The 21,151-nt window shown below is 72.3% G+C and carries 18 protein-coding genes; 12 read left to right on the top strand and 6 right to left on the bottom strand.

Going from position 1 to position 21,151, the window contains the following annotated elements; translation table 11 throughout:
* Window positions 1-39: 39 nt before the first annotated feature.
* From ACFYW3_RS31415 to ACFYW3_RS31405, 3 genes are all read left to right on the top strand, one after another.
* Window positions 40-618, top strand: coding sequence for a TerD family protein (locus ACFYW3_RS31415; RefSeq protein ID WP_053681568.1), 579 nt, complete (start codon window positions 40-42; stop codon window positions 616-618).
* Between the two features lie 50 nt (window positions 619-668).
* The gene (locus ACFYW3_RS31410; RefSeq protein WP_389388013.1) at window positions 669-2,636 is read left to right on the top strand and encodes a TerD family protein; all 1,968 of its coding nucleotides are present in this window, start codon (window positions 669-671) and stop codon (window positions 2,634-2,636) included.
* 275 nt (window positions 2,637-2,911) lie between these two features.
* On the top strand, window positions 2,912-3,898 hold the full coding sequence (locus ACFYW3_RS31405; protein ID WP_351761510.1) for a TerC/Alx family metal homeostasis membrane protein: 987 nt from the start codon (window positions 2,912-2,914) through the stop codon (window positions 3,896-3,898).
* Between the two features lie 31 nt (window positions 3,899-3,929).
* Here the strand turns inward: ACFYW3_RS31405 and ACFYW3_RS31400 are convergent, their stop codons facing one another.
* The 3 genes from ACFYW3_RS31400 to ACFYW3_RS31390 all read right to left on the bottom strand — a co-directional run bounded on the left by ACFYW3_RS31400 (window position 3,930) and on the right by ACFYW3_RS31390 (window position 6,840).
* Complete coding sequence (locus ACFYW3_RS31400; protein WP_351761542.1) at window positions 3,930-5,249, bottom strand: MFS transporter; 1,320 nt, start codon at window positions 5,247-5,249, stop codon at window positions 3,930-3,932.
* A 226-nt stretch (window positions 5,250-5,475) separates the two neighbouring features.
* The gene (locus ACFYW3_RS31395; RefSeq protein WP_351761514.1) at window positions 5,476-6,132 is read right to left on the bottom strand and encodes an MBL fold metallo-hydrolase; all 657 of its coding nucleotides are present in this window, start codon (window positions 6,130-6,132) and stop codon (window positions 5,476-5,478) included.
* 9 nt (window positions 6,133-6,141) lie between these two features.
* Window positions 6,142-6,840 (bottom strand): maleylpyruvate isomerase family mycothiol-dependent enzyme, encoded by a 699-nt coding sequence (locus ACFYW3_RS31390; protein ID WP_389388012.1) that lies wholly within the window; start codon window positions 6,838-6,840, stop codon window positions 6,142-6,144.
* Window positions 6,841-7,027: 187 nt separating this feature from the next.
* Between ACFYW3_RS31390 and uvrA the strand changes: the two genes are divergently transcribed.
* Window positions 7,028-10,033, top strand: coding sequence for an excinuclease ABC subunit UvrA (gene uvrA, locus ACFYW3_RS31385; protein WP_389388011.1), 3,006 nt, complete (start codon window positions 7,028-7,030; stop codon window positions 10,031-10,033).
* A 168-nt stretch (window positions 10,034-10,201) separates the two neighbouring features.
* On the opposite strand, the gene ACFYW3_RS31380 is transcribed toward uvrA, so the two are convergent.
* Window positions 10,202-10,852, bottom strand: coding sequence for an NAD(P)-dependent oxidoreductase (locus ACFYW3_RS31380; protein ID WP_389388010.1), 651 nt, complete (start codon window positions 10,850-10,852; stop codon window positions 10,202-10,204).
* 79 nt (window positions 10,853-10,931) lie between these two features.
* Between ACFYW3_RS31380 and ACFYW3_RS31375 the strand changes: the two genes are divergently transcribed.
* A complete protein-coding gene (locus tag ACFYW3_RS31375) occupies window positions 10,932-11,537 on the top strand; it encodes a TetR/AcrR family transcriptional regulator (RefSeq protein WP_389388009.1) in 606 nt (201 codons plus the stop codon).
* 307 nt (window positions 11,538-11,844) lie between these two features.
* On the opposite strand, the gene ACFYW3_RS31370 is transcribed toward ACFYW3_RS31375, so the two are convergent.
* The gene (locus ACFYW3_RS31370; RefSeq protein ID WP_267796520.1) at window positions 11,845-12,714 is read right to left on the bottom strand and encodes a carbohydrate kinase; all 870 of its coding nucleotides are present in this window, start codon (window positions 12,712-12,714) and stop codon (window positions 11,845-11,847) included.
* A gap of 135 nt (window positions 12,715-12,849) precedes the next feature.
* On the opposite strand from ACFYW3_RS31370, the gene ACFYW3_RS31365 reads away from it, so the two are divergent.
* Entirely contained in the window at window positions 12,850-13,281 is a 432-nt protein-coding gene (locus ACFYW3_RS31365; RefSeq protein ID WP_351761530.1) for a Rieske (2Fe-2S) protein, read from the top strand.
* 54 nt (window positions 13,282-13,335) lie between these two features.
* Here ACFYW3_RS31365 and ACFYW3_RS31360 read toward each other — a convergent pair whose 3' ends face one another.
* A complete protein-coding gene (locus ACFYW3_RS31360; RefSeq protein ID WP_389388008.1) occupies window positions 13,336-14,274 on the bottom strand; it encodes a hypothetical protein in 939 nt (312 codons plus the stop codon).
* Window positions 14,275-14,525: 251 nt separating this feature from the next.
* Between ACFYW3_RS31360 and ACFYW3_RS31355 the strand changes: the two genes are divergently transcribed.
* From ACFYW3_RS31355 to whiA, 6 genes are all read left to right on the top strand, one after another.
* Complete coding sequence (locus tag ACFYW3_RS31355) at window positions 14,526-15,116, top strand: papain-like cysteine protease family protein (RefSeq protein WP_389388007.1); 591 nt, start codon at window positions 14,526-14,528, stop codon at window positions 15,114-15,116.
* A 4-nt stretch (window positions 15,117-15,120) separates the two neighbouring features.
* Window positions 15,121-15,927 carry a hypothetical protein gene (locus ACFYW3_RS31350; RefSeq protein ID WP_389388006.1) on the top strand — a complete coding sequence of 269 codons (807 nt, stop codon included), beginning with the start codon at window positions 15,121-15,123 and terminating at the stop codon, window positions 15,925-15,927.
* A 180-nt stretch (window positions 15,928-16,107) separates the two neighbouring features.
* The gene (uvrC, locus tag ACFYW3_RS31345; protein ID WP_389388005.1) at window positions 16,108-18,120 is read left to right on the top strand and encodes an excinuclease ABC subunit UvrC; all 2,013 of its coding nucleotides are present in this window, start codon (window positions 16,108-16,110) and stop codon (window positions 18,118-18,120) included.
* On the top strand, window positions 18,117-19,064 hold the full coding sequence (gene rapZ / locus ACFYW3_RS31340; protein ID WP_053681595.1) for an RNase adapter RapZ: 948 nt from the start codon (window positions 18,117-18,119) through the stop codon (window positions 19,062-19,064). The genes uvrC and rapZ overlap by 4 nt, the downstream gene beginning before the upstream one ends.
* Window positions 19,061-20,107 (top strand): uridine diphosphate-N-acetylglucosamine-binding protein YvcK, encoded by a 1,047-nt coding sequence (gene yvcK / locus ACFYW3_RS31335; RefSeq protein ID WP_053681597.1) that lies wholly within the window; start codon window positions 19,061-19,063, stop codon window positions 20,105-20,107. Before rapZ ends, yvcK begins: the two co-directional genes overlap by 4 nt.
* Window positions 20,098-21,093 (top strand): DNA-binding protein WhiA, encoded by a 996-nt coding sequence (gene whiA / locus ACFYW3_RS31330; RefSeq protein WP_053681599.1) that lies wholly within the window; start codon window positions 20,098-20,100, stop codon window positions 21,091-21,093. Before yvcK ends, whiA begins: the two co-directional genes overlap by 10 nt.
* Window positions 21,094-21,151: the final 58 nt, after the last annotated feature.

Raw genomic sequence — 21,151 nt, 5'->3', positions numbered from 1 at the left:
CCGCCGACAACGGGGCGGGCCATGGAGAGGGGACATCACGTGACGGTCAACATGACCAAGGGTCAGGCCATCAGTCTGCAGAAGGCGGACGGAGGCACGCTGACCGCGGTCCGGATGGGGCTCGGCTGGCAGGCGGCGAAGCGTCGGGGGCTGTTCGGGTCGCGGACCCGGGAGATCGACCTCGACGCGTCGGCGGTGCTGTTCGCCGACAAGCAGCCGGTGGACGTCGTGTTCTTCCGGCACCTGCAGAGCGACGACGGCTCGGTCCGCCACACCGGTGACAACCTCGTCGGCGGCGTCGGCCAGGGCGGGGACGACGAGGCGATCCTCGTCGACCTCCAGCGCGTGCCGGTGCACATCGACCAGATCGTCTTCACGGTGAACTCCTTCACCGGCCAGACGTTCCAGGAGGTGCAGAACGCCTTCTGCCGCATCGTCGACGAGACCAACGGGCAGGAACTGGCCCGCTACACCCTCGACGGCGGCGGCGCGTACACCGCGCAGATCATGGCGAAGGTGTCCCGCGTGGGCGCCGGCTGGCAGATGACGGCCCTCGGAAACCCGGCCAACGGCCGGACCTTCCAGGACCTCATGCCGTCGATCCTGCCGCACCTGTAAGCAGCACCGGACAAGAGCAAAGAGAAGAAGGCACGGGGGAGGGCTGCACGATGACGGCCGAACTGGTCCGGGGGCAGAACCACCCCCTGCCCAAGAGCAGGGTGGAGATCAGGGTCTCGGCGGGCACGCCGGTACTGGCCCTGGTCTCGACCGGTGACGACGAGGGCCGGTTGGCCGGACCCGCGTCGCTGGCCCACCCCGGCGCCCGGGCACTGCCGGGCGTGGAGGTGCCGGACACCGTCGCGGGCGGGCACCGCTTCACCGTCGACCTCGACGCCGTCGGCGAAGCCGTCCACCGGCTCCGGGTGCTGCTCGTGCTGCCGCCCGGCGGCCCGGCGCGCTTCGGCGCGGTGCCGGCCTCGTACGTCGCCGTCGCCGAACCGCAGGGCGCCGAACTCGCCGGGTACACCCTGACGGGCCTGGAGTCCGAGACCGCCGTGGTGGCCCTGGAGCTGTACCGGCGCCAGGGTGCCTGGAAGGTCCGGGCGGTGGGTCAGGGGTACGCCGGCGGGCTGAGCGCCCTGCTGGTCGACGCCGGACTGCCCGCGACGGCCGCCGCCGAGCTGGCCGCCGTCGCCACGGGACTCGTGGCCTCGGGCGACATCACGCTCGCGGTCATGCCCACCGGGCCCGCCCCCACCGTCCCCCGCGGCCTGCGGGCCCCGCTGGACGCGCCGCCCCCGGCCATGACCCCGCAGGTCCCCGAGCCGCCGGACCCGATCCCGGTCCCCGACATGCCCCTCGCGACCGGCGCCGGTCCGGCCGGCGACACCGCGGGCGGCCCGCCGACCATCAGCTACGCCCACCCGCGCCGCCGCCGGACCAGCACCGAGGCGCCCGAACCGGCGCCGAGGCCCGCCGAACCGGACGAGCCGGGCCGATCCCCGCGCCCCGTCGCCGGCGACGCCAGTGGCTGGTCCATGGACGAGCGGCTCTACAACCAGGTCTGGGGCATGTTCGAGGACATGGCCCGCACGGTCGCCGCCTACCGCGGCGCCGTCGAGTTCGCCGACTCCCGCATGGACCGGGAGCTCGACGAGGCGCTCTCCGACCCCCGCCACCGCCTCGGCGGCTCCGGCGACGGCGCCCGCGCCACCGCCCGGGCGCGGCGCGAGGAGCTCGTGGCCCAGGCCCGCGCCGTGCTCGACCGGGACCTGGCCCAGCTGGTCGCCGAGTCCGAAGTGGTCGAACCGGCGCTGCCGGCCGCGTACGCCCGCTGGGACAACCCCGTCTGGCACGCCCCCGGCACCCCCCGGGAGAACCCGCTCGCGCTGCGCCTGGGCGACCTGTCGCTGCCCGAGCGACCCGAGCTGCGCATCCCGATGCTCATGCGGGTGCCGCTGGAGCGCGGCCTGTGGATCGACAACGGCCGCACCGGCTCCGAGTCCGCCATGGCCATGGACACCGACCGACTGCGCCGGGCCGCCATGGACATGGCCGTCGCGCACGCCGTTCGGCTGCTCGCCGTCCATCCCGCCGACAAGTACTCAGTGCACGTCATCGACGCCGCCGGGGCGGGCGCCGCCGCACTGGCCCCGCTCGTCCGCACGGGGGTGCTGGCCGCCCCGCCCGCCTCCGGCGCCACCGGGGTCACCCAGACCCTCGCGCGACTGACCCGGCGGGTGGACCTCGTACAGATGGCGCTGCGGGCCGGCGCCCCCGAAGACCTGCCGCCGGACGTGGACACCGCCGAGCAGCTCCTGATCGTCCACGACTTCCCGCACGGCTTCGACGACCGGTCCGTCACCCAATTGCGCTACCTCGCCGACGAGGGGCCGGCGGTCGGGGTACACCTGCTGATGGTCGCCGACCGTGACGAGGCCTCCGCCTACGGGCCACTGCTCGACCCCCTGTGGCGCTCGCTGATGCGACTGTCGCCGGTCCCCGACAACCACCTGGCCGACCCCTGGGTCCATCACGCCTGGACCTTCACCCCGGACCTGCCCCCGCAGGGCAGCCAGGTCCTCGACCAGGCACTGAACCGCATATCGGAGGTCCGACGCAGCACCCGTCCGTGAGTCGGGCAGGCAGGTCACGGACCGTTTCATGGCGTGTGTGTGACCTGTCACTGACCCTTTCTTGGGACTCCCTTTACCTTTCCCCGGTTCGGCGGGTACTGTGGTGCACGCGGAGGGGAGTATTCCTGCTACCTGCTACGGCGTACCCGTCAATACGGACCGCGATCGGTCCCGGGGCGTCGGCCCGAGGCCTCCAGGCCGCTCGGGTGGAAGAGACCTCCGGCAGCGATGACGCTGACGAAGTGCTGAGCCATCCCGCCGGAGGCGTGTAGACAGTGGACGTTTCATTCAACATCTGGCTGCTGACCATTCTCGGTCTGAGCATCCTGATCGGCGCCGATTTCTTCATCGGCCGCAAGCCCCATGACGTATCCATGAAGGAAGCGGGCATCTGGACGGTCGTCTGGATCGCCCTCGCCGGCCTCTTCGGCCTCGGCCTGCTGTTCTTCGGCAACGGCCAGGCGTCCCAGGAGTTCTTCGCCGGCTTCATCACCGAGAAGTCGCTGAGCGTCGACAACCTCTTCGTCTTCGTCCTGATCATGGCGAAGTTCGCGGTGCCCTCGCAGCTCCAGCAGCGCGTCCTGCTGATCGGCGTACTGATCGCCCTGGTGCTCCGCGCGATCTTCATCGCCGCCGGCGCCGCGATCATCACCAACTTCTCGTGGGTCTTCTACATCTTCGGCGCGTTCCTGATCTACACCGCCTGGAAGCTCATCCAGGAGGCGCGCGGGAACGACGAGGAAGAGGAGTTCGAGGAGAACCGCCTCCTCAAGACCATCGAGAAGAAGTTCGGCGTCGCCGACCGGTACCACGGCACGAAGCTCTTCATCCGGAACAACGGCAAGCGCATCATGACCCCGCTGATGGTCGTCATGCTCGCCATCGGCACCACCGACGTGCTGTTCGCCCTGGACTCGATCCCCGCGATCTTCGGCCTCACCCAGGACCCGTACATCGTCTTCACCGCCAACGCCTTCGCCCTGATGGGTCTGCGTCAGCTCTACTTCCTCATCGGCGGCCTGCTCAAGAAGCTGGTCCACCTCAGCTACGGCCTGTCCGTGATCCTCGGCTTCATCGGCATCAAGCTGGTGCTGCACGCCCTGCACGAGTCCGGACTGCACGTCCCGCAGATCTCCATCCCGGTCTCCCTGGGCGTCATCTGCGGCGTGCTGGTGATCACCACCATCACCAGCCTGATCGCCTCGAAGAAGCAGGTGGCGGCCGAGGCCGCCACCGCCGACTCCAAGTCCATCGACGCCTAGTCGGCCCGATCGGGGTCGGGAGTCCGACGACTCACACGGGGGCGGCCGCTTCGGCCGCCCCCGTTCGCGTGCCCCCGGCCGCCCTCGCGCCCCGCTCGGCGAGCACCGTCGGGTTCGTCTCCGGCAACAGCGCGAAGCAGCCCAGACTGACCAGCGCGATCACGGTCAGGTACACGGCGACCCCCCAGGGCGGGCCCGAACCGTCCGCCAGCGCGGTCGCCACGATCGGGGTCAGCGCCCCGCCCAGCACCCCGCCCAGGTTGTACCCGACGGCCGCCCCCGTGCAGCGGATCCGCGGGGCGTACAGCTCGGGCAGGTACGCGCCCACCACGGCGAACATCGTCACCATGCCCAGCAGCGCCACCACACAGCCCAGGGTCATCAACAGCGGATCCGCCGTGCGCAGCAGAGCCACGAAGGGGAACATCCACACCACGCAGAGGGCGCACCCGGCCAGGCACAGCGGGCGGCGCCCCCAGCGGTCGCCGCACAGCGCCACCAGCGGGGTCGCCAGGCCCTTCAGGGCGACCGCCGCCATCACACAGGCCAGCATGACCGTGCGGTCCACCCGCAGGTGCTCGGTGGCGTACGCCAGGGACCAGGTGGTGACCGCGTAGAAGACGGCGTAACCGATCGCCAGCGCCCCGCCGGTCAGCAGGAGCAGCCGCCAGTGACCCCGCACCACCTCGCCGAGCGGGCTGCGCGCACGACGGCCCGTCTCGGCGAGCGCGCGGAACTGTGGGGTCTCCTCGACCGAGTGCCGCAGCCACAGTCCTGCCAGGGCCGGCGCCGCGGCGGCCCAGAACGGGACCCGCCAGCCCCAGGAGGTGAACTGCGCGTCGGTCAGGGTCGCGGACAGGGTCAGCATCAGCCCGTTGGCCAGCAGGAAGCCCACGGCCGGGCCGGCCTGCGGGAAGCTCGCCCACAGCCCGCGCCGGTGCTCGGGCGCGTGCTCGGCCGTCAGCAGCACGGCGCCGCCCCACTCGCCGCCGAGCCCGAGCCCCTGGAGGAAGCGCAGCAGGAGCAGCAGGAGCGGAGCGGCGATGCCGATGGACGCGTACGAGGGCACGCAGCCGACCAGCACCGTGGCGAGGCCGGTCAGCAGCAGGGAACCCAGCAGGACGGGACGGCGGCCGTACCGGTCGCCGATGTGACCGAAGACGGCCGAGCCGAGGGGGCGGGCCAGGAAGCCGATGCCGAAGGTGCCGAAGGCGGCGAGGGTTCCGGCGAGCGGCGAGAGGGACGGGAAGAACAGCGGGCCGAGCACCAGGGCGGCGGCCGTGCCGTACACGAAGAAGTCGTAGAACTCGATGGCGGTGCCGGCGAGGGAGGCCGAGGCGAGCCGCAGCATCGAGGGAGGTTCCGGGGAGGGGGCGGGGGAGGGGTCTTGTCGCATGGTGCGGGAATTACCCCGCCCCACACCCTCGGGACGTGCGTTCGGCCGTCATCGACCGGAAGGAGTGCACCCCTTCACGGTGTTGACGGGGCTCCGACCGGCCGCCGACCGGAGGACCACCATCGACGGCCGGCCGACATCCGACGCCGGCCGGCCGCCGGTGATCGGCCGTCGGTTGTCGCTACCAGCCGCGCTCGCGCCATTCGGCCAGGTGCGGCCGCTCGGTGCCGATCGTGGTGTCGTCGCCGTGCCCCGGGTAGACCCAGGCCTCGTCCGGCAGCCGCTCGAAGAGCTTGTGCTCGACGTCGTCGATCAGCGACGCGAAGGCCTTCGCGTCGCCCGAGGTGTTGCCGACGCCGCCCGGGAAGAGGCAGTCGCCGGTGAACACGTGGGGGTGCCCGTGCGGGTCGTCGTAGACCAGGGCGATCGAGCCGGGGGTGTGACCGACCAGGTGCCGCGCGGTCAGCTCGACGCGCCCCACCCGGATCGTGTCCCCGTCCCGCACCGGCACGTCCGTGGCGACCGGGATGCCCTCGGCGTCGAAGGCGCCCGCGTACGTGCGCGCGCCGGTGGCCTCGACCACCGCCTGGAGCGCGCCCCAGTGGTCGCCGTGCCGGTGGGTGGTGACCACGGACGCGATCCCGCTGTCACCGATCAGCCGCAGGATCGTCTCCGGCTCGGCGGCCGCGTCGATCAGCAACTGCTCGTCGGTCGCCCGGCAGCGCAGCACGTAGGCGTTGTTGTTCATCGGGCCCACCGCGACCTTGGAAATCATCAGGTCCGAGAGTTCATGCACGTCGGCCGGACCGCCGACCTTCACCGCTCCGCTGTACGTCATGTGTCGATCCTAGAGCGGCGGGAGGGCGGGAAGGGAGCCGCCGTCCACGGTCAGGTGCGCGCCGAGGTCGCCGCGCCCGGCCAGCCAGCCCAGCAGCTCGGCGCCGGTGCCGGACACGGTGACCGGGGCGCCCTCGCCGCCGGCGATGTGCCAGGTGCCGCCGGAGCCGCCGGACCCGAGTACGAGGGTCACCGGCGGGACCTCCCGACGGCCGGACCAGCGGTCGGCCAGGAACTCGATCTCACGGGCGGTGAACTCGTCCGGGAGGTCGCCGAGCCCGTACCCGATGCCGAGGTCGACGTGGTGCAGCTCGACCTCCACGAGACGGCGGAAGGGGATCCGGGCGGCGGAGTCGGTGACGCCGCCCCGCAGCTCCACGGTCCGGGACCAGTCCTGCGGGAGCTCGGTCGCCGCCTGGTACCGGTCCGCGGAATTCCGCAGGTCCTCCAACTGTTCCACCAGGGGTCGGCCCGAGTCGCGCTCGATGTCCGCGTCGCGCGCGACGGCGCTCGCGTACATGGGGCGCCCTTCGACGACGTTCACGAGGGCGTCCGCGTTGCGTGCCAGGTGGGCCAGGACGTGGCCGCGGGTCCACCCGGGGAGGAGTGACTCCTCGGCCAGGGCGGCGTTGTCCAGTTTCGCGGCCGCGGTCAGCAACCGATCGGTGGCCTCACGCAGGGATCGCAGGTCGTGCACATGATCAGTCATGGTTCCGAGCCTAGTGCGGACAAGGCCTCCGCCACACGATCGGGTGAACAGGTCTTGCGCGTGCCGTAAATCGAATGTGCGTGCTATACGCTCGGAAGTCCACTCATCAAGCCCATCGCAGAGGCGCCCCCCATACCCTGGGACGGGGGCCCGTGCCCCCGCTCTCTCAAGAAAGGTGCGGACCGGCGTGACCGACCGTCTCATCGTTCGTGGCGCTCGCGAGCACAACCTGAAGAACGTCTCGCTCGACCTGCCCCGCGACTCCCTCATCGTCTTCACCGGACTCTCCGGGTCGGGCAAGTCCTCCTTGGCCTTCGACACGATCTTCGCCGAGGGTCAGCGCCGCTACGTCGAGTCGCTCTCGTCGTACGCCCGCCAGTTCCTCGGCCAGATGGACAAGCCCGACGTCGACTTCATCGAGGGCCTCTCCCCGGCCGTCTCGATCGACCAGAAGTCCACCTCGCGCAACCCGCGCTCGACCGTGGGCACCATCACCGAGGTCTACGACTACCTCCGCCTGCTCTTCGCGCGCATCGGCAAGCCGCACTGTCCCGAGTGCCGACGACCGATCTCGCGGCAGTCGCCGCAGGCGATCGTCGACAAGGTCCTCGCGCTGCCCGAGGGCAGCCGCTTCCAGGTCCTGTCGCCGCTGGTGCGCGAGCGCAAGGGCGAGTTCGTCGACCTCTTCGCCGACCTCCAGACCAAGGGGTACAGCCGGGCGCGGGTGGACGGGGAGACCATCCAGCTCTCCGAGCCGCCCACGCTCAAGAAGCAGGAGAAGCACACGATCGAGGTGGTCATCGACCGCCTCACCGTCAAGGACGGGGCCAAGCGCCGGCTCACCGACTCCGTGGAGACCGCCCTCGGGCTCTCCGGCGGCATGGTCATCCTCGACTTCGTCGACCTCGCCGAGGACGACCCCGAGCGTGAGCGGATGTACTCCGAGCACCTCTACTGCCCGTACGACGACCTGTCCTTCGAGGAGCTGGAGCCCCGCTCCTTCTCCTTCAACTCGCCCTTCGGCGCCTGCCCCGAGTGCACCGGCATCGGTACGCGCATGGAGGTCGACCCGGACCTGATCATCCCGGACGAGGAGAAGTCCCTGGACGAGGGCGCGGTCTCCCCGTGGTCCCTCGGACACACCAAGGACTACTTCCAGCGCCTGATCGGCGCCCTCGCCGGGGAGCTCGGCTTCCGGACCGACATCCCGTGGGCCGGGCTGCCGCTGCGGGCGCGCAAGGCCCTGCTGTACGGCCACAAGACGCAGATCGAGGTCCGCTACCGCAACCGGTACGGGCGCGAGCGGGCGTACACCACCGCCTTCGAGGGCGCCGTGCCGTTCGTCAAGCGGCGGCACGCGGAGTCGGAGAGCGACGCCAGCCGTGAGCGCTTCGAGGGCTACATGCGCGAAGTGCCCTGCCCGACCTGCGAGGGCACCCGCCTCAAGCCGATCGTGCTCGCGGTCACGGTGATGGACAGCTCCATCGCCGACGTCGCCGCGATGTCGATCAGCGAGTGCGCGGACTTCCTGGGCCGGCTGCGGCTCGACGCCCGCGACAAGAAGATCGCCGAGCGGGTCCTCAAGGAGGTCAACGAGCGGCTGCGGTTCCTCGTCGACGTCGGCCTGGACTACCTCTCGCTGAACCGCGCCGCCGGGACCCTGTCGGGCGGCGAGGCCCAGCGCATCCGGCTCGCCACCCAGATCGGCTCCGGTCTGGTGGGCGTGCTGTACGTCCTCGACGAGCCCTCCATCGGCCTCCACCAGCGGGACAACCACCGGCTGATCGAGACGCTGGTGCGGCTGCGCGACATGGGCAACACCCTGATCGTGGTCGAGCACGACGAGGACACCATCAAGGTGGCCGACTGGGTCGTGGACATCGGCCCGGGCGCCGGCGAGCACGGCGGCAAGGTGGTGCACAGCGGTTCGCTCAAGGACCTGTTGAAGAACACCGAGTCGATCACCGGGCAGTACCTGTCGGGCAAGCGGGCCATCCCGCTGCCGGACGTCCGCCGCCCCGTGAACGGGGAGCGCCGGCTGACCGTCCACGGCGCCAAGGAGAACAACCTCCGGGACATCGACGTGTCCTTCCCGCTGGGCGTGCTCACAGCGGTCACGGGCGTCTCGGGCTCCGGCAAGTCCACGCTGGTCAACGACATCCTCTACACCCACCTGGCCCGCGAGCTGAACGGCGCCCGGTCCGTCCCGGGACGACACACCCGGGTGGACGGGGACGACCTCGTCGACAAGGTCGTGCACGTCGACCAGTCGCCGATCGGTCGGACGCCGAGGTCCAACCCGGCGACCTACACCGGTGTCTTCGACCACGTGCGCCGGCTCTTCGCGGAGACGATGGAGGCGAAGGTGCGCGGCTACCTGCCGGGCCGCTTCTCCTTCAACGTCAAGGGCGGCCGCTGCGAGAACTGCTCCGGCGACGGCACGATCAAGATCGAGATGAACTTCCTGCCGGACGTGTACGTCCCGTGCGAGGTCTGCCACGGCGACCGGTACAACCGGGAGACGCTGGAGGTCCACTACAAGGGCAAGTCCATCGCCGAGGTCCTCGACATGCCGATCGAGGAGGCGCTGCACTTCTTCGAGGCGGTGCCGACGATCGCCCGGCACCTGAAGACCCTGAACGAGGTCGGCCTCGGGTACGTCCGGCTCGGTCAGTCCGCGCCGACGCTGTCGGGCGGCGAGGCGCAGCGCGTGAAGCTGGCGTCCGAGCTGCAGAAGCGCTCGACGGGGCGGACGGTGTACGTCCTGGACGAGCCGACGACCGGCCTGCACTTCGAGGACATCTCGAAGCTGATCAAGGTGCTGTCGGGGCTGGTGGACAAGGGCAACTCGGTGATCGTCATCGAGCACAACCTCGACGTCATCAAGACCGCGGACTGGGTCATCGACATGGGCCCCGAAGGCGGCTACGGCGGCGGCCTGGTCGTCGCCGAGGGCACCCCGGAGCAGGTCGCGTCGGTCGGGGCGAGCCACACCGGCAAGTTCCTGCGCGACATCCTTGGCGCGGACCGGGTCTCCGACGCGGGGTCGGCTCCGGCCCGTTCCGCGGCGAAGAAGCCCGCGGCGAAGAAGACCACCGCCAAGAAGGCGGCGGCCCCGGCCAAGAAGACGGCGGCGGCGGCCAAGAAAGCGGCGGCCCCGGCGAAGAAGACGACGAGGGCCCGCAAGGCGTAGCTCCCGTCGAGGCTCTCGCACCCGGGCCGGCGCCTGCGGGCATTGCACGAACAGGGGCGGAAAGGGGCGCCCGCGTCACGACTTCGTACGCGGGCGCCCCTTCGTCATGCCCGGGCATCGGGCATGACGCGGGCGGGCGGGCGGCGGATGGCGGGCCAGGGCGGGCGATCAGGTGGCGATGCCGATCGCGTGCCCGATCGTCTCCGAATCGTTCAGGGTGCTCAGGAGGGCGTCCGCGACGTCCGCGCGGGCGATGGACTTGCCGTCGGGGACGTTGGCGTCGAGGGCCCTGCGGTACGTGCCCGTGCGGGGCCGGTTCAGCAGGCGCGGCGGGCGGACCACCGTCCACCGGACGTCTCCCGCCCCGATCGCCGCCTCCATCACCGCCAGGTCCGCGTACAGGTCCCGCAGCACCCGCCGCAGGATCGGGTAGACCACCGCCCGGGTCATGAAGCCGTCCCCCGGGTTCGGCGGGCCCAGCGGGGCCGCGCTCACCGCCGACAGGCGTCGCACCCCGGCCCGGTCCATCGCCGGGACGATCGACCGCAGGGCCGGGCCGGCGATCGGGGTCAGCCGGGCCTGCTTGTTGTTCGCCGAGCCGAGTGCGGAGACCACGGCGTCCCGACCCGTGAGGAACGGCAGCAGGGCTTCCTGGTCCGTCAGGTCCCGCACCACGGCCACCTGGAGGCGGTCGTGCGCCGGCATGCCCAGCCGGGCCGGGTCGCGCACGACGGCCGTCACCTCGTGACCCGCGTCGAGCGCCTGTCGGACGACTTCACGGCCGACCCCGCCCGTGGCCCCGAACACCGTGAGTCTCATGGCGAGCTCCTGCCCCGTCGATGGTGCGTGAGATGGTGGGTGAGTATTCACTCACCCCCGTTTCCACTAGAGTGAGTGAATGCTCACCCCCACGTCAAGCCGCCCCACCCCGGAGCGTCTGCTGGACGCCGCCGAGACGCTGATGCGCACCAGCGGGCTGGCCAACGCCACCACCAAGGCCATCGCCCGCGAGGCCGGCTGCTCGGAAGCCGCGCTCTACAAGTACTTCGCGAACAAGGAAGAACTCTTCGTCCGCGTGCTCATGGAGCGCAGGCCCAACGCCGCCGCGCTCATGGCCGCGCTGACCACCGACCCGGGGGAGCAGCCCGTCGAGGACCGACTGGCCGACATCGCCCGACACGCCTCGCTCTTCTACGCCGACGCCATGCCCATGGCGGCCTCGCTCTTCGCGGACCCCGCACTGCTCGTGCGGCACCGCGAAGGCGTACGCGAGATCGGCGCCGGACCGCACGTGATGCTCGACGCCCTCACCGGCCACCTGGAGCGCGAGCGCGACCGAGGGCGGCTGCGACCGGACGCAGACCCCGGAGCCGCCGCCGCCCTGCTGCTCGGCGCCTGCTTCCAGCGGGCCTTCTTCCTGCACTTCTCCGGAGCCGACGTGGTACGGCCGGTCGAGGAGTTCGCCCCGGGCCTGGCCCGCACGGTCTGGGCCGCGCTGCGCTGAGGCGGGCCGTGCCGAGGCGTCCCGTGCTGAGCCGGGGCGGGCCGTGCTGAGCCGGGGCGGGCCGTGGCGAGGCGTTCCGTGCTGCGCTCAAGCCCGCCGTGCCGATGCGCCTCCGCATCGCGCCGATACACGCCGCACCGTGCCGAGGCGCCCCGCGCCGCGCCGAGGACCGCCGTGGCGAGCGTTCCGCGCGGCGCCGAACCCCGCGCCCCGGAACCCCGCGCCCCCGGTCCCCCGACCTCGGGCCCCCCGAACTCGCGCCCCGGAACCCCACTCCCCCGCGCCCCCGCGAACCCGCGCCGCCGGGTCAGAGTTCGGTGGCGTACGGCGGCTCCGCGCCCGCGCGGGTGCAGGTCACCGCCGCCGCGCGGGCGGCGTATGCCAGTACCTCCGGCCAGTCCACCGGCCCGGGCCGCCCGGTCAGTCGGTGCAGCAGCGCCGCGTTGACGGTGTCGCCCGCGCCGATCGTGTCCACGACGGGCACCCGCAGCCCGGGCACCGAGTGCTCCGCCCCCTCGCGCGTCCACACCGTCAGGCCCGCCCCGCCCCGGGTGAGCACCACGGCCGACGGTCCGGCCGCCAGCCAGTCGGCGACGCGGCCGCCCAGCCACGCCGCGTCCTCCTCGGAGAGCTTGAGGATCGACACGTGGGGGAGCCGGCGCAGGAAGCGGTCCCGGTAGGCGTCCGCGTCCGGGATCAGCGCCGGGCGGATGTTGGGGTCCATCAGGGTCGTCAGCCCGCGCCCCGACTCGCGGCGCAACAGGGCGTCGTAGGCGCTCGCGCCGGGCTCCAGCACCAGGGAGCAGGTGCCGAGCGCGAGGGCCCGTGCGCCGGGCGGCAGGGCGGGCGGCAGGGTGAACAGCCGGTCGGCGGTGCCCTCGGTGTGGAAGACGTAGGCCGCGGAGCCGTCCGGGGCCAGCGACGGCACCGCCAGAGTGGTCGGTTCGGGGCCGCGCTGGACCAGCGAGAGGTCCACCCCGGCGGCCCGCAGGCCGTCCAGCAGCGAGACGCCGAAGCCGTCCGTCGACACCCGGGAGCAGAAGGCGACGTCGGCGCCGAGCCGGCCCAGCGCGAGCGCCGTGTTGTACGGCCCGCCACCCGCGCGGGGCAGCAGGGCGCCCGGCGGCTCCGCGACGGGCACCAGGTCGATCAGGGCTTCTCCACCGACGACGATCACGCGGGGGAAGGTATCCCATCGGGCGCGGGTATCGTCGGGTGGGCCGCACCCCCCGTCCAACCCCACGCCGCACCCCCCGTCCAACCCCACGCCGCACGCCCCGTCCAACCCCACGCCGAATCCCGGGAGAGTTCCATGTCCGCGTCGCAGTCCGCCGCCCGTCGTACCGTCCTCAAGGGCGCGGCCGCGCTCGCCGGGGCCGCGGGCGCCGGAGTGACCCTGGCGGCCTGTTCCACCGAGAGCAACAGCGGGGGCGGTTCCCCGGCGGTGCCGACGGAGCCGGTCGAACTGGGCGCGGCGAGCGAGGTCCCGGTCGGCGGCTCGAAGCTGTTCCGCGAGCGCAAGCTCGTCGTCAGCTGCCCGGCGGAGGGCCGGTACAAGGCGTTCAGCGCCCAGTGCACCCATGCCGGATGCGTCCTCGACAAGATCGTCGAGGGTGAGGGCAACTGCCCCTGCCACGGCAGCCGCTTCGACGTGGCCACCGGCAAGGTGCTGCAAGGCCCGGCCTCCGCGCCCCTGCCCGAGGTCCCGGTGAAGGTCGAGAACGGCCGGCTCGTCGCCGGCTGATCCCGCCCCGCGACGCACGGGAGCCACGGGGGCCGCGGGGAGCGGCGTACGGGTCTACTCCCAGTCCCAGGCGATGCCCAGGATCCCGCGCCGCACCCCCTCCTCCAGCAGGTGCACCGCCCGGTGCCGGCCGCTCGGCGTCAGGTCCGTCAGGCCGTCGCGGCGCGCCCCCGGGCCGCTCCGGCTGAACCGCCGGCAGCGCACGGGCAGGGCCGCCTCGTCGAAGCGGACCTGGAGCATGTACTGGCCGCCGGTGTAGCTGAAGCCGCGCACGTACTCGGCGCACCGGCCGCCCGTGCCGTCCTCGAAGCCGTAGCCGAAGACGTACGTGTCGCCCGCGCGGAGCCGTGCGTCGAAGAGCAACTCGGCGACCACCACCTCCGCCTCGCGGTGCCACCGCACGCGCCCCGTCCGGCAGTTCTCCTCCGCCCGCACCCGGACCCGGGCGGGGTCGCAGCCGGGATCGCCGTGGTGGACGGCGAGGTACCGGTCGACCCCGTCGCGGTGGGCACGCACCACGTGCTGTGAGACCCGGCCCACCAGCTCGCCGGCGGCGCCGATCCGTACGCGCTCGTGGTGGCCGACCGTGTGCAGACCGCCGTCCGAGGGCAGCTCCATCGCGGCCAGCAGCTCCTCCACCGCGGCTCCCACACTGACCAGGGAGCGGTACGAGCGACCCGGCGGGCGAATCGATTCCGCGGAGGCGCCCTCCGGTGTGTCCAGCAGACGTGACAGGGTTCCCCCGGGAAGTTCCAGGATCTCCTCCAGCGCCCGCACGGCCCTCAGGGACTCGGCGCGGCGGGGGCGGCGCGCGCCCTGCTGCCAGTAACTGAGGCTCGTCACGCCGAGCTTGATGCCCCGTGCGGCGAGCCGGTGCTGGACCCGGTGCAGGGGAAGGCCGCGGGCCGTCAGCGCGGCCCGCAGCGCGAGGTGGAAGGGGCCCGCGCGCAACAGTCGCGGCAGGTCGTGGGCACTGTCCGCGGTCGTTCGCACGGCGGAAACCTCCTGTGAACGTTCACGCGCCACGGGGCGGGAGACCGCCTCCGGGACGCCCGGGATTCAGGTGGGCCCTGGTGAGCGCGGGTGGACGGAGGGCGGCCGTTCACATTCCGGTTGCCCCGTTCACACGGCGATGTCACCGCGTATTGAAGCGTGTTGACCTGATCGCGACAACACCCCGATGCTCCTCCACAGCGTCCGGACGCGCTCCTCCGATCCCCACTCTCCACCACGGGAGGAACGCGATGCGCAAGCCCAACCGGCGGCTGTCCCCGGCCGCCCTCCTCATCGCCCTGCTCTTCGTCCTGTCCACCGGCACCGCCACCGCCGTCGACGCCGGCACGGACTCCGCTCTCGCCTCCAAGCGCCTGAACATCACCATGCAGGCCCAACAGAAGACCAACTGGTGCTGGGCCGCGGGCGGCAACACGATCGCGACCTGGTTCGGCCGCTCCTACAGCCAGAACCAGTTCTGCAACGCCGCCTTCAACCGCCAACAGGGCACCGAATGCCCCAACAAACAGGCCACCCTGGGCAACGTCCAGACCGGTCTGCGCTGGGCCGGCGTCAACTCCGGCTCCTACGTGACCGGCCCGCTCCAGTACTCCACCGTCCAGACCGAGATCAACGCCGGCCGACCCGTGGAGACCCGCATCCAGTGGTCCAACGGCGGCGGCCACATGCACGTGATCCACGGCTACGACACCGCGAACAACTGGGTCTACTGGGGCGACCCGTGGCCCTCCAACGACCGCTACAACTGGGCCTCCCACGCCTGGTACGTCGACAACGACACCTTCTCCTGGACGCACTCCCTCTACCGGATCGGAGCGTGACGCCGTGACCGCCGTACCCCTGCGCGCCGCCACCGTCGCGGTCCTCGCCGGTGCCTGCCTGCTCCTGTCCCCGCAGGCCCAGGCGTCCCCCGTACCGCAGCCCCCGTCCGCCGGGGCCGAGGTCCGGGCGGCCGCCCGACAGGCGGCCGTCGCCCCCGACACCCTGGCCACCCTCGCCCGGTTCTTCGCCCGGGAGGGCAGGGTCGGCCTCGCGGAGGCCAAGCCCCGCATCGAGGGCGAGACGATCCCCGTCCACCACCTCTCCCCGGACTTCGTCGCCGGCAAGGCGGGGGCACCCGTGGCCCGACTGGAGTTCCTCGCGAGCGAGGCCGTCTCCTCCGACGGACAGCGGGCCGCCCTGTGGACCGCCCGGACACCCGCCGGCTGGCAGGTGGTGAACATCGCCACCGGCGACGACGAGTTCCGCTACGCCGGACTCGGGGCGGCGAAACTGCCCGGCGGCACCGTGTTCCGCGAGCCGCAGATCGACGCGTGGTACGTGGCCCTGGGCGACCGGGTGCTGCCGCTCGACGAGGACGCGACACGCGCCGTGGGGGCCGCCGGGACGAGCCTGGCCGGCTACCGGGCACGCGTCGCCAAGGCCTACGGCGACAAACTCCCCGGCTCGGCCTACGCCCGGGACGGCCGCGCCGGGGGCTACGCCCAACCCGCCGCGGCGACGGCGGCCCGCCCCACCGAGCCCTCCCCGCCCCCGGCCCCGCCGGCGATCGGGGCGGCCGGGGCCGCCGGGGTGCTCGTGCCGGCCGGCGCCGGGATCCTGCTCCTGCGCCGCCGCACGGTCCGCCCGTAGGGGAGGCCCGCGGGTCCCGGCCCTCCCGCCAGGGGGCCGGGCCATGTGGGTCCGGGCGGCGCCCCTCCCCGGGCGCCGCCCGGACACCGTCGCACCGGAGGGCCTCGACCGGGCCGGCGCCCGGCAACGGGGGCCGGTGCCGGGGGCCCGTTGTCGGCCGTCGCCAGTAGGGTGGTTGGCATGGCCGACCCTTCCAGCTACCGCCCCAAGCCGGGGCAGATCCCCGACTCCCCGGGGGTCTACAAGTTCCGCGACGAGCACCACCGGGTGATCTACGTCGGGAAGGCCAAGAGCCTGCGGCAACGCCTGGCCAGCTACTTCCAGGACGTCGCGAACCTGCACCCGCGGACCGCCACGATGGTCACGACCGCCGCCTCCGTCGAGTGGACCGTGGTGTCCACCGAGGTCGAGGCGCTCCAGCTCGAGTACTCCTGGATCAAGGAGTACGACCCCCGGTTCAACGTGAAGTACCGGGACGACAAGAGCTACCCCTCCCTCGCCGTCACCATGAACGAGGAGTACCCCCGGGTCCAGGTCATGCGCGGGCCCAAGAAGAAGGGCGTGCGCTACTTCGGCCCGTACGGGCACGCCTGGGCCATCCGCGAGACCGTCGACCTGATGCTGCGCGTCTTCCCCGTGCGCACCTGCTCCGCCGGGGTGTTCAAGCGATCCGCGCAGATCGGCCGACCCTGCCTGCTCGGCTACATCGGCAAGTGCTCCGCACCCTGCGTGGGCCGGGTCACCCCCGACGAGCACCGCGAACTGGCCGAGGACTTCTGCGACTTCATGGCCGGCCGTACCGGCACCCACCTCACCCGCCTCGAACAGCAGATGCACGAGGCCGCCGAGGACATGGAGTACGAGAAGGCCGCCCGACTGCGCGACGACATGGGGGCCCTGCGCCGCGCCATGGAGAAGAACGCCGTCGTGCTCGCCGACGCCACCGACGCCGACCTCGTCGCAGTCGCGGAGGACGAGCTCGAAGCCGCCGTGCAGATCTTCCACGTACGCGGTGGCCGGGTCCGCGGCCAGCGCGGCTGGGTCACCGACAAGGTCGAGGCCGTCGACACCGCCGGCCTCGTCGAGCACGCCCTCCAGCAGCTCTACGGGGAGGAGAAGGGCGAGGCCGTCCCCAAGGAGGTGCTGGTCCCGGCGCTGCCCGAGGACACCGCGGCGCTGACCGAGTGGCTGGCCGAGCGACGCGGCTCCCAGGTGAGCCTGCGCATCCCGCAGCGCGGGGACAAGAAGGCCCTCATGGAGACCGTCCACCGCAACGCCGTGCAGTCCCTCGCCCTGCACAAGACCAAGCGCGCCGGCGACCTGACCACCCGCTCCCGGGCCCTGGAGGAGATCGCCGAGGCGCTGGACCTGGACGGTGCTCCGCTGCGCATCGAGTGCTTCGACATCTCGCACCTCCAGGGTGACGACGTCGTGGCCTCGATGGTGGTCTTCGAGGACGGGCTCGCGCGCAAGAGCGAGTACCGGCGGTTCCAGATCAAATCGTTCGAGGGACAGGACGACGTCCGTTCCATGCACGAGGTGGTCTCGCGGCGCTTCCGCCGCTACCTCCAGGAGAAGCTGAAGACGGGGGAGTGGTCCCCCGAGGACGCCCAGGACGGCGAGGTCCCCGAGGACGACGGCAGGCCGAAGCGGTTCGCCTACCCGCCGCAGCTCGTGGTGGTCGACGGCGGGCAGCCGCAGGTCGCCGCCGCCAAGCGGGCCCTGGAGGAGCTGGGCGTCGACGACGTGGCCGTGTGCGGCCTGGCCAAGCGGCTGGAGGAGGTGTGGCTGCCCGGCGAGGACGACCCCGTCGTGCTGCCCCGCACCAGCGAGGGCCTGTACCTGCTCCAGCGGGTCCGTGACGAAGCCCACCGGTTCGCCATCCAGTACCAGCGCAGCAAGCGCGGCAAGCGTCTGAAATCGAGCCCGTTGGACGACGTGCCCGGACTCGGCGAGAGCCGCAAACAGGCCCTCGTCAAGCACTTCGGTTCGGTGAAGAAGCTGAGACAGGCGACAATCGACCAGATCTGCGAGGTCCCGGGCATAGGTCGCAAGACGGCCGAGACCGTGGCCGCGGCCCTCGCCCACGCGGTTCCCGCCGGTCCTGCCGTCAACACGGCGACAGGAGAGATCATGGAAGACGAGACCCCCGCGCCCGCGGGAGCATCGTCCGAACGGGGGACCGAGCAATGACCGAGCACGAGACCACGCACGACCGAGACGGAGCACAGGTGAGTACGGGCACGACAGTGGAGCCCGGCGAGGCCGCCGAGGCGGCCATCCCCGAGCTGGTGATCATCTCCGGGATGTCCGGAGCCGGCCGCAGCACCGCGGCGAAGTGCCTGGAGGACCTCGGCTGGTTCGTCGTCGACAACCTCCCCCCGGCGCTCATCCCCACCATGGTGGAGCTCGGCGCCCGCTCCCAGGGCAACGTGGCGCGCATCGCCGTCGTCGTCGACGTCCGCGGCCGGCAGTTCTTCGACGCGCTGCGCGAGTCCCTCGCCGACCTCGAAGGCAAGGGCGTCACCCGGCGCATCGTCTTCCTGGAGTCCTCCGACGACGCGCTGGTCCGCCGCTTCGAGTCGGTCCGCCGCCCCCACCCCCTCCAGGGCGACGGCCGCATCACCGACGGCATCGCCGCCGAGCGCGACCTGCTGCGCGAGCTGCGCGGCGACGCCGACCTGGTCATCGACACCTCCAGCCTGAACGTGCACGAACTGCGCGCCAAGATGGACGCCCAGTTCGCGGGCGACGAGGAGCCCGAGCTGCGGGCCACCGTCATGTCCTTCGGCTACAAGTACGGCCTCCCCGTCGACGCCGACCTCGTCGTCGACTGCCGATTCATCCCCAACCCGCACTGGGTCCCGGAACTGCGCCCCTTCACCGGGCTCAACGAGGAGGTGTCGGGGTACGTCTTCAGCCAGCCCGGCGCCAAGGAGTTCCTCGACCGGTACACCGAGCTGCTCCAGCTCATCGCCACCGGCTACCGCCGCGAGGGCAAGCGCTACGTGACCATCGCGGTCGGCTGCACGGGCGGCAAGCACCGCAGCGTGGCCATGTCCGAGAAGCTCGCCGCCCGCCTCGCCTCCGAGGGAGTCGAGACCGTCGTAGTGCACCGGGACATGGGGCGCGAGTGACCGGACGGAGTCTGAGACTGCGCCGCCTGCGCCGTCTCACCCCCGGGCGGGGCGAGGACGGCGCGGGCCGGCGCCGCGGCGCCACGCCGAAGGTGGTCGCGCTGGGCGGCGGCCAGGGCCTGTCGGCCTCCCTCGCCGCCCTGCGACGGATCACCGGTGACCTCACCGCCGTGGTCACCGTCGCCGACGACGGCGGCTCCAGCGGCCGGCTCCGGGAGGAGCTCGGCGTGCTGCCGCCCGGCGACCTGCGCAAGGCGCTGGCCGCGCTGTGCGGCGACGACGAATGGGGCCAGACCTGGGCCCGCGTCATCCAGCACCGGTTCCAGTCCCGCGGCGACCTGCACGAGCACGCCGTCGGCAACCTGCTGATCGTCGCCCTGTGGGAACAGCTCGGCGACCCCGTCCAGGCACTCGACCTGGTCGGCAAGCTGCTGGGCGCCCAGGGTCGGGTACTGCCGATGTCGGCGGTGCCCCTGGAACTCCAGGCACTGGTCAAGGGGCACGATCCGGCCCGCCCGGACGACGTGGACACCGTCCGCGGGCAGGCCACCGTGGCCCTCACCCCGGGCGAGGTGCTCTCCGTGCAGGTCGTGCCCGGCGACCCGCCGGCCGTGCCGGAGGCCGTCGCGGCCGTGCTCGACGCCGACTGGGTGGTGCTCGGACCGGGGTCGTGGTTCTCCTCCGTGATCCCGCACCTGCTGGTGCCCGAACTGCTCGACGCGCTCATCGAGACGAAGGCCCGGAGGGTCCTCTCGCTGAACCTCGCGCCGCAACCCGGGGAAACAGAGGGCTTCTCTCCGCAGCGTCATTTGGAGGTTTTGGCCCGACACGCCCCTAAACTCGCCCTGGACGTGGTGCTGGCCGACGAGGCCGCCGTGCCCGACCGCGAGTCCCTCTCCGATGCCGCGAAACGGTTCGGTGCCGCGGTCGAGCTGGCGCCGGTTGCCAGGCAGGACGGCTCTCCGAAGCACGACCCGGAGCTGCTGGCCGCCGCGTACGACCGTATTTTTCGGATGCATGGAAGGATCGGCCCATGGCGATGACGCCTGCGGTGAAGGACGAGATCTCTCGCCTGCCCGTCACCCGGACCTGCTGCAGGAAGGCCGAGGTCTCGGCGATCCTCCGGTTCGCCGGTGGCCTGCACCTGGTGAGCGGCCGCATCGTCATCGAGGCGGAGCTGGACACGGGGGTCGCCGCCCGGAGACTGCGCAAGGACATCCTGGAGATCTTCGGCCATTCCTCGGACCTCGTCGTGATGGCTCCCGGCGGACTGCGCCGCGGCAGCCGCTTCGTGGTGCGCGTCGTCGCCGGCGGAGACCAGCTGGCACGCCAGACGGGCCTCGTGGACGGCCGGGGGCGCCCCATCCGGGGCCTCCCGCCCCAGGTGGTCTCCGGGGCCACCTGCGATGCGGAGGCGGCCTGGCGCGGTGCCTTCCTGGCCCACGGCTCCCTCACCGAGCCGGGTCGGTCGTCCTCCCTGGAGGTCACCTGCCCCGGTCCGGAGGCCGCCCTGGCCCTGGTGGGCGCCGCCCGCAGGCTCTCCATCGCCGCCAAGGCGCGCGAGGTCCGCGGTGTCGACCGGGTCGTCGTCCGCGACGGCGACGCGATCGGTGCCCTGCTCACCCGACTGGGCGCGCACGACTCGGTACTGGCCTGGGAGGAGCGGCGGATGCGCCGCGAGGTCCGCGCCACCGCCAACCGCCTGGCCAACTTCGACGACGCCAACCTGCGCCGCTCCGCCCGCGCCGCGGTGGCCGCCGGAGCCCGGGTGCAGCGCGCGCTGGAGATCCTCGGCGAGGAGGTCCCCGAGCACCTCGCGGCCGCCGGCCGGCTGCGCATGGAGCACAAGCAGGCCTCCCTGGAGGAGCTGGGCGCGCTCGCCGACCCGCCGCTGACCAAGGACGCCGTCGCCGGCCGGATCCGTCGCCTGCTGGCGATGGCCGACAAGCGTGCCCAGGACCTGGGCATCCCGGGCACCGAGTCGAACCTCGACCTCAGTGAGGAACTGGCCGACAACATGGCCGGCTGACCCGCGCGACGACGCGAGACCCACCGTGGTCCCCGGGTGCCCGCACGAGTGAATCGTG

The sequence above is a fragment of the Streptomyces sp. NPDC002602 genome (assembly GCF_042889445.1).
Classification (GTDB): Bacteria; Actinomycetota; Actinomycetes; order Streptomycetales; family Streptomycetaceae; genus Streptomyces.
The sequence above is the reverse complement of the archived record's forward strand: the minus strand, read 5'-3'. Positions and strand labels throughout refer to the sequence as shown.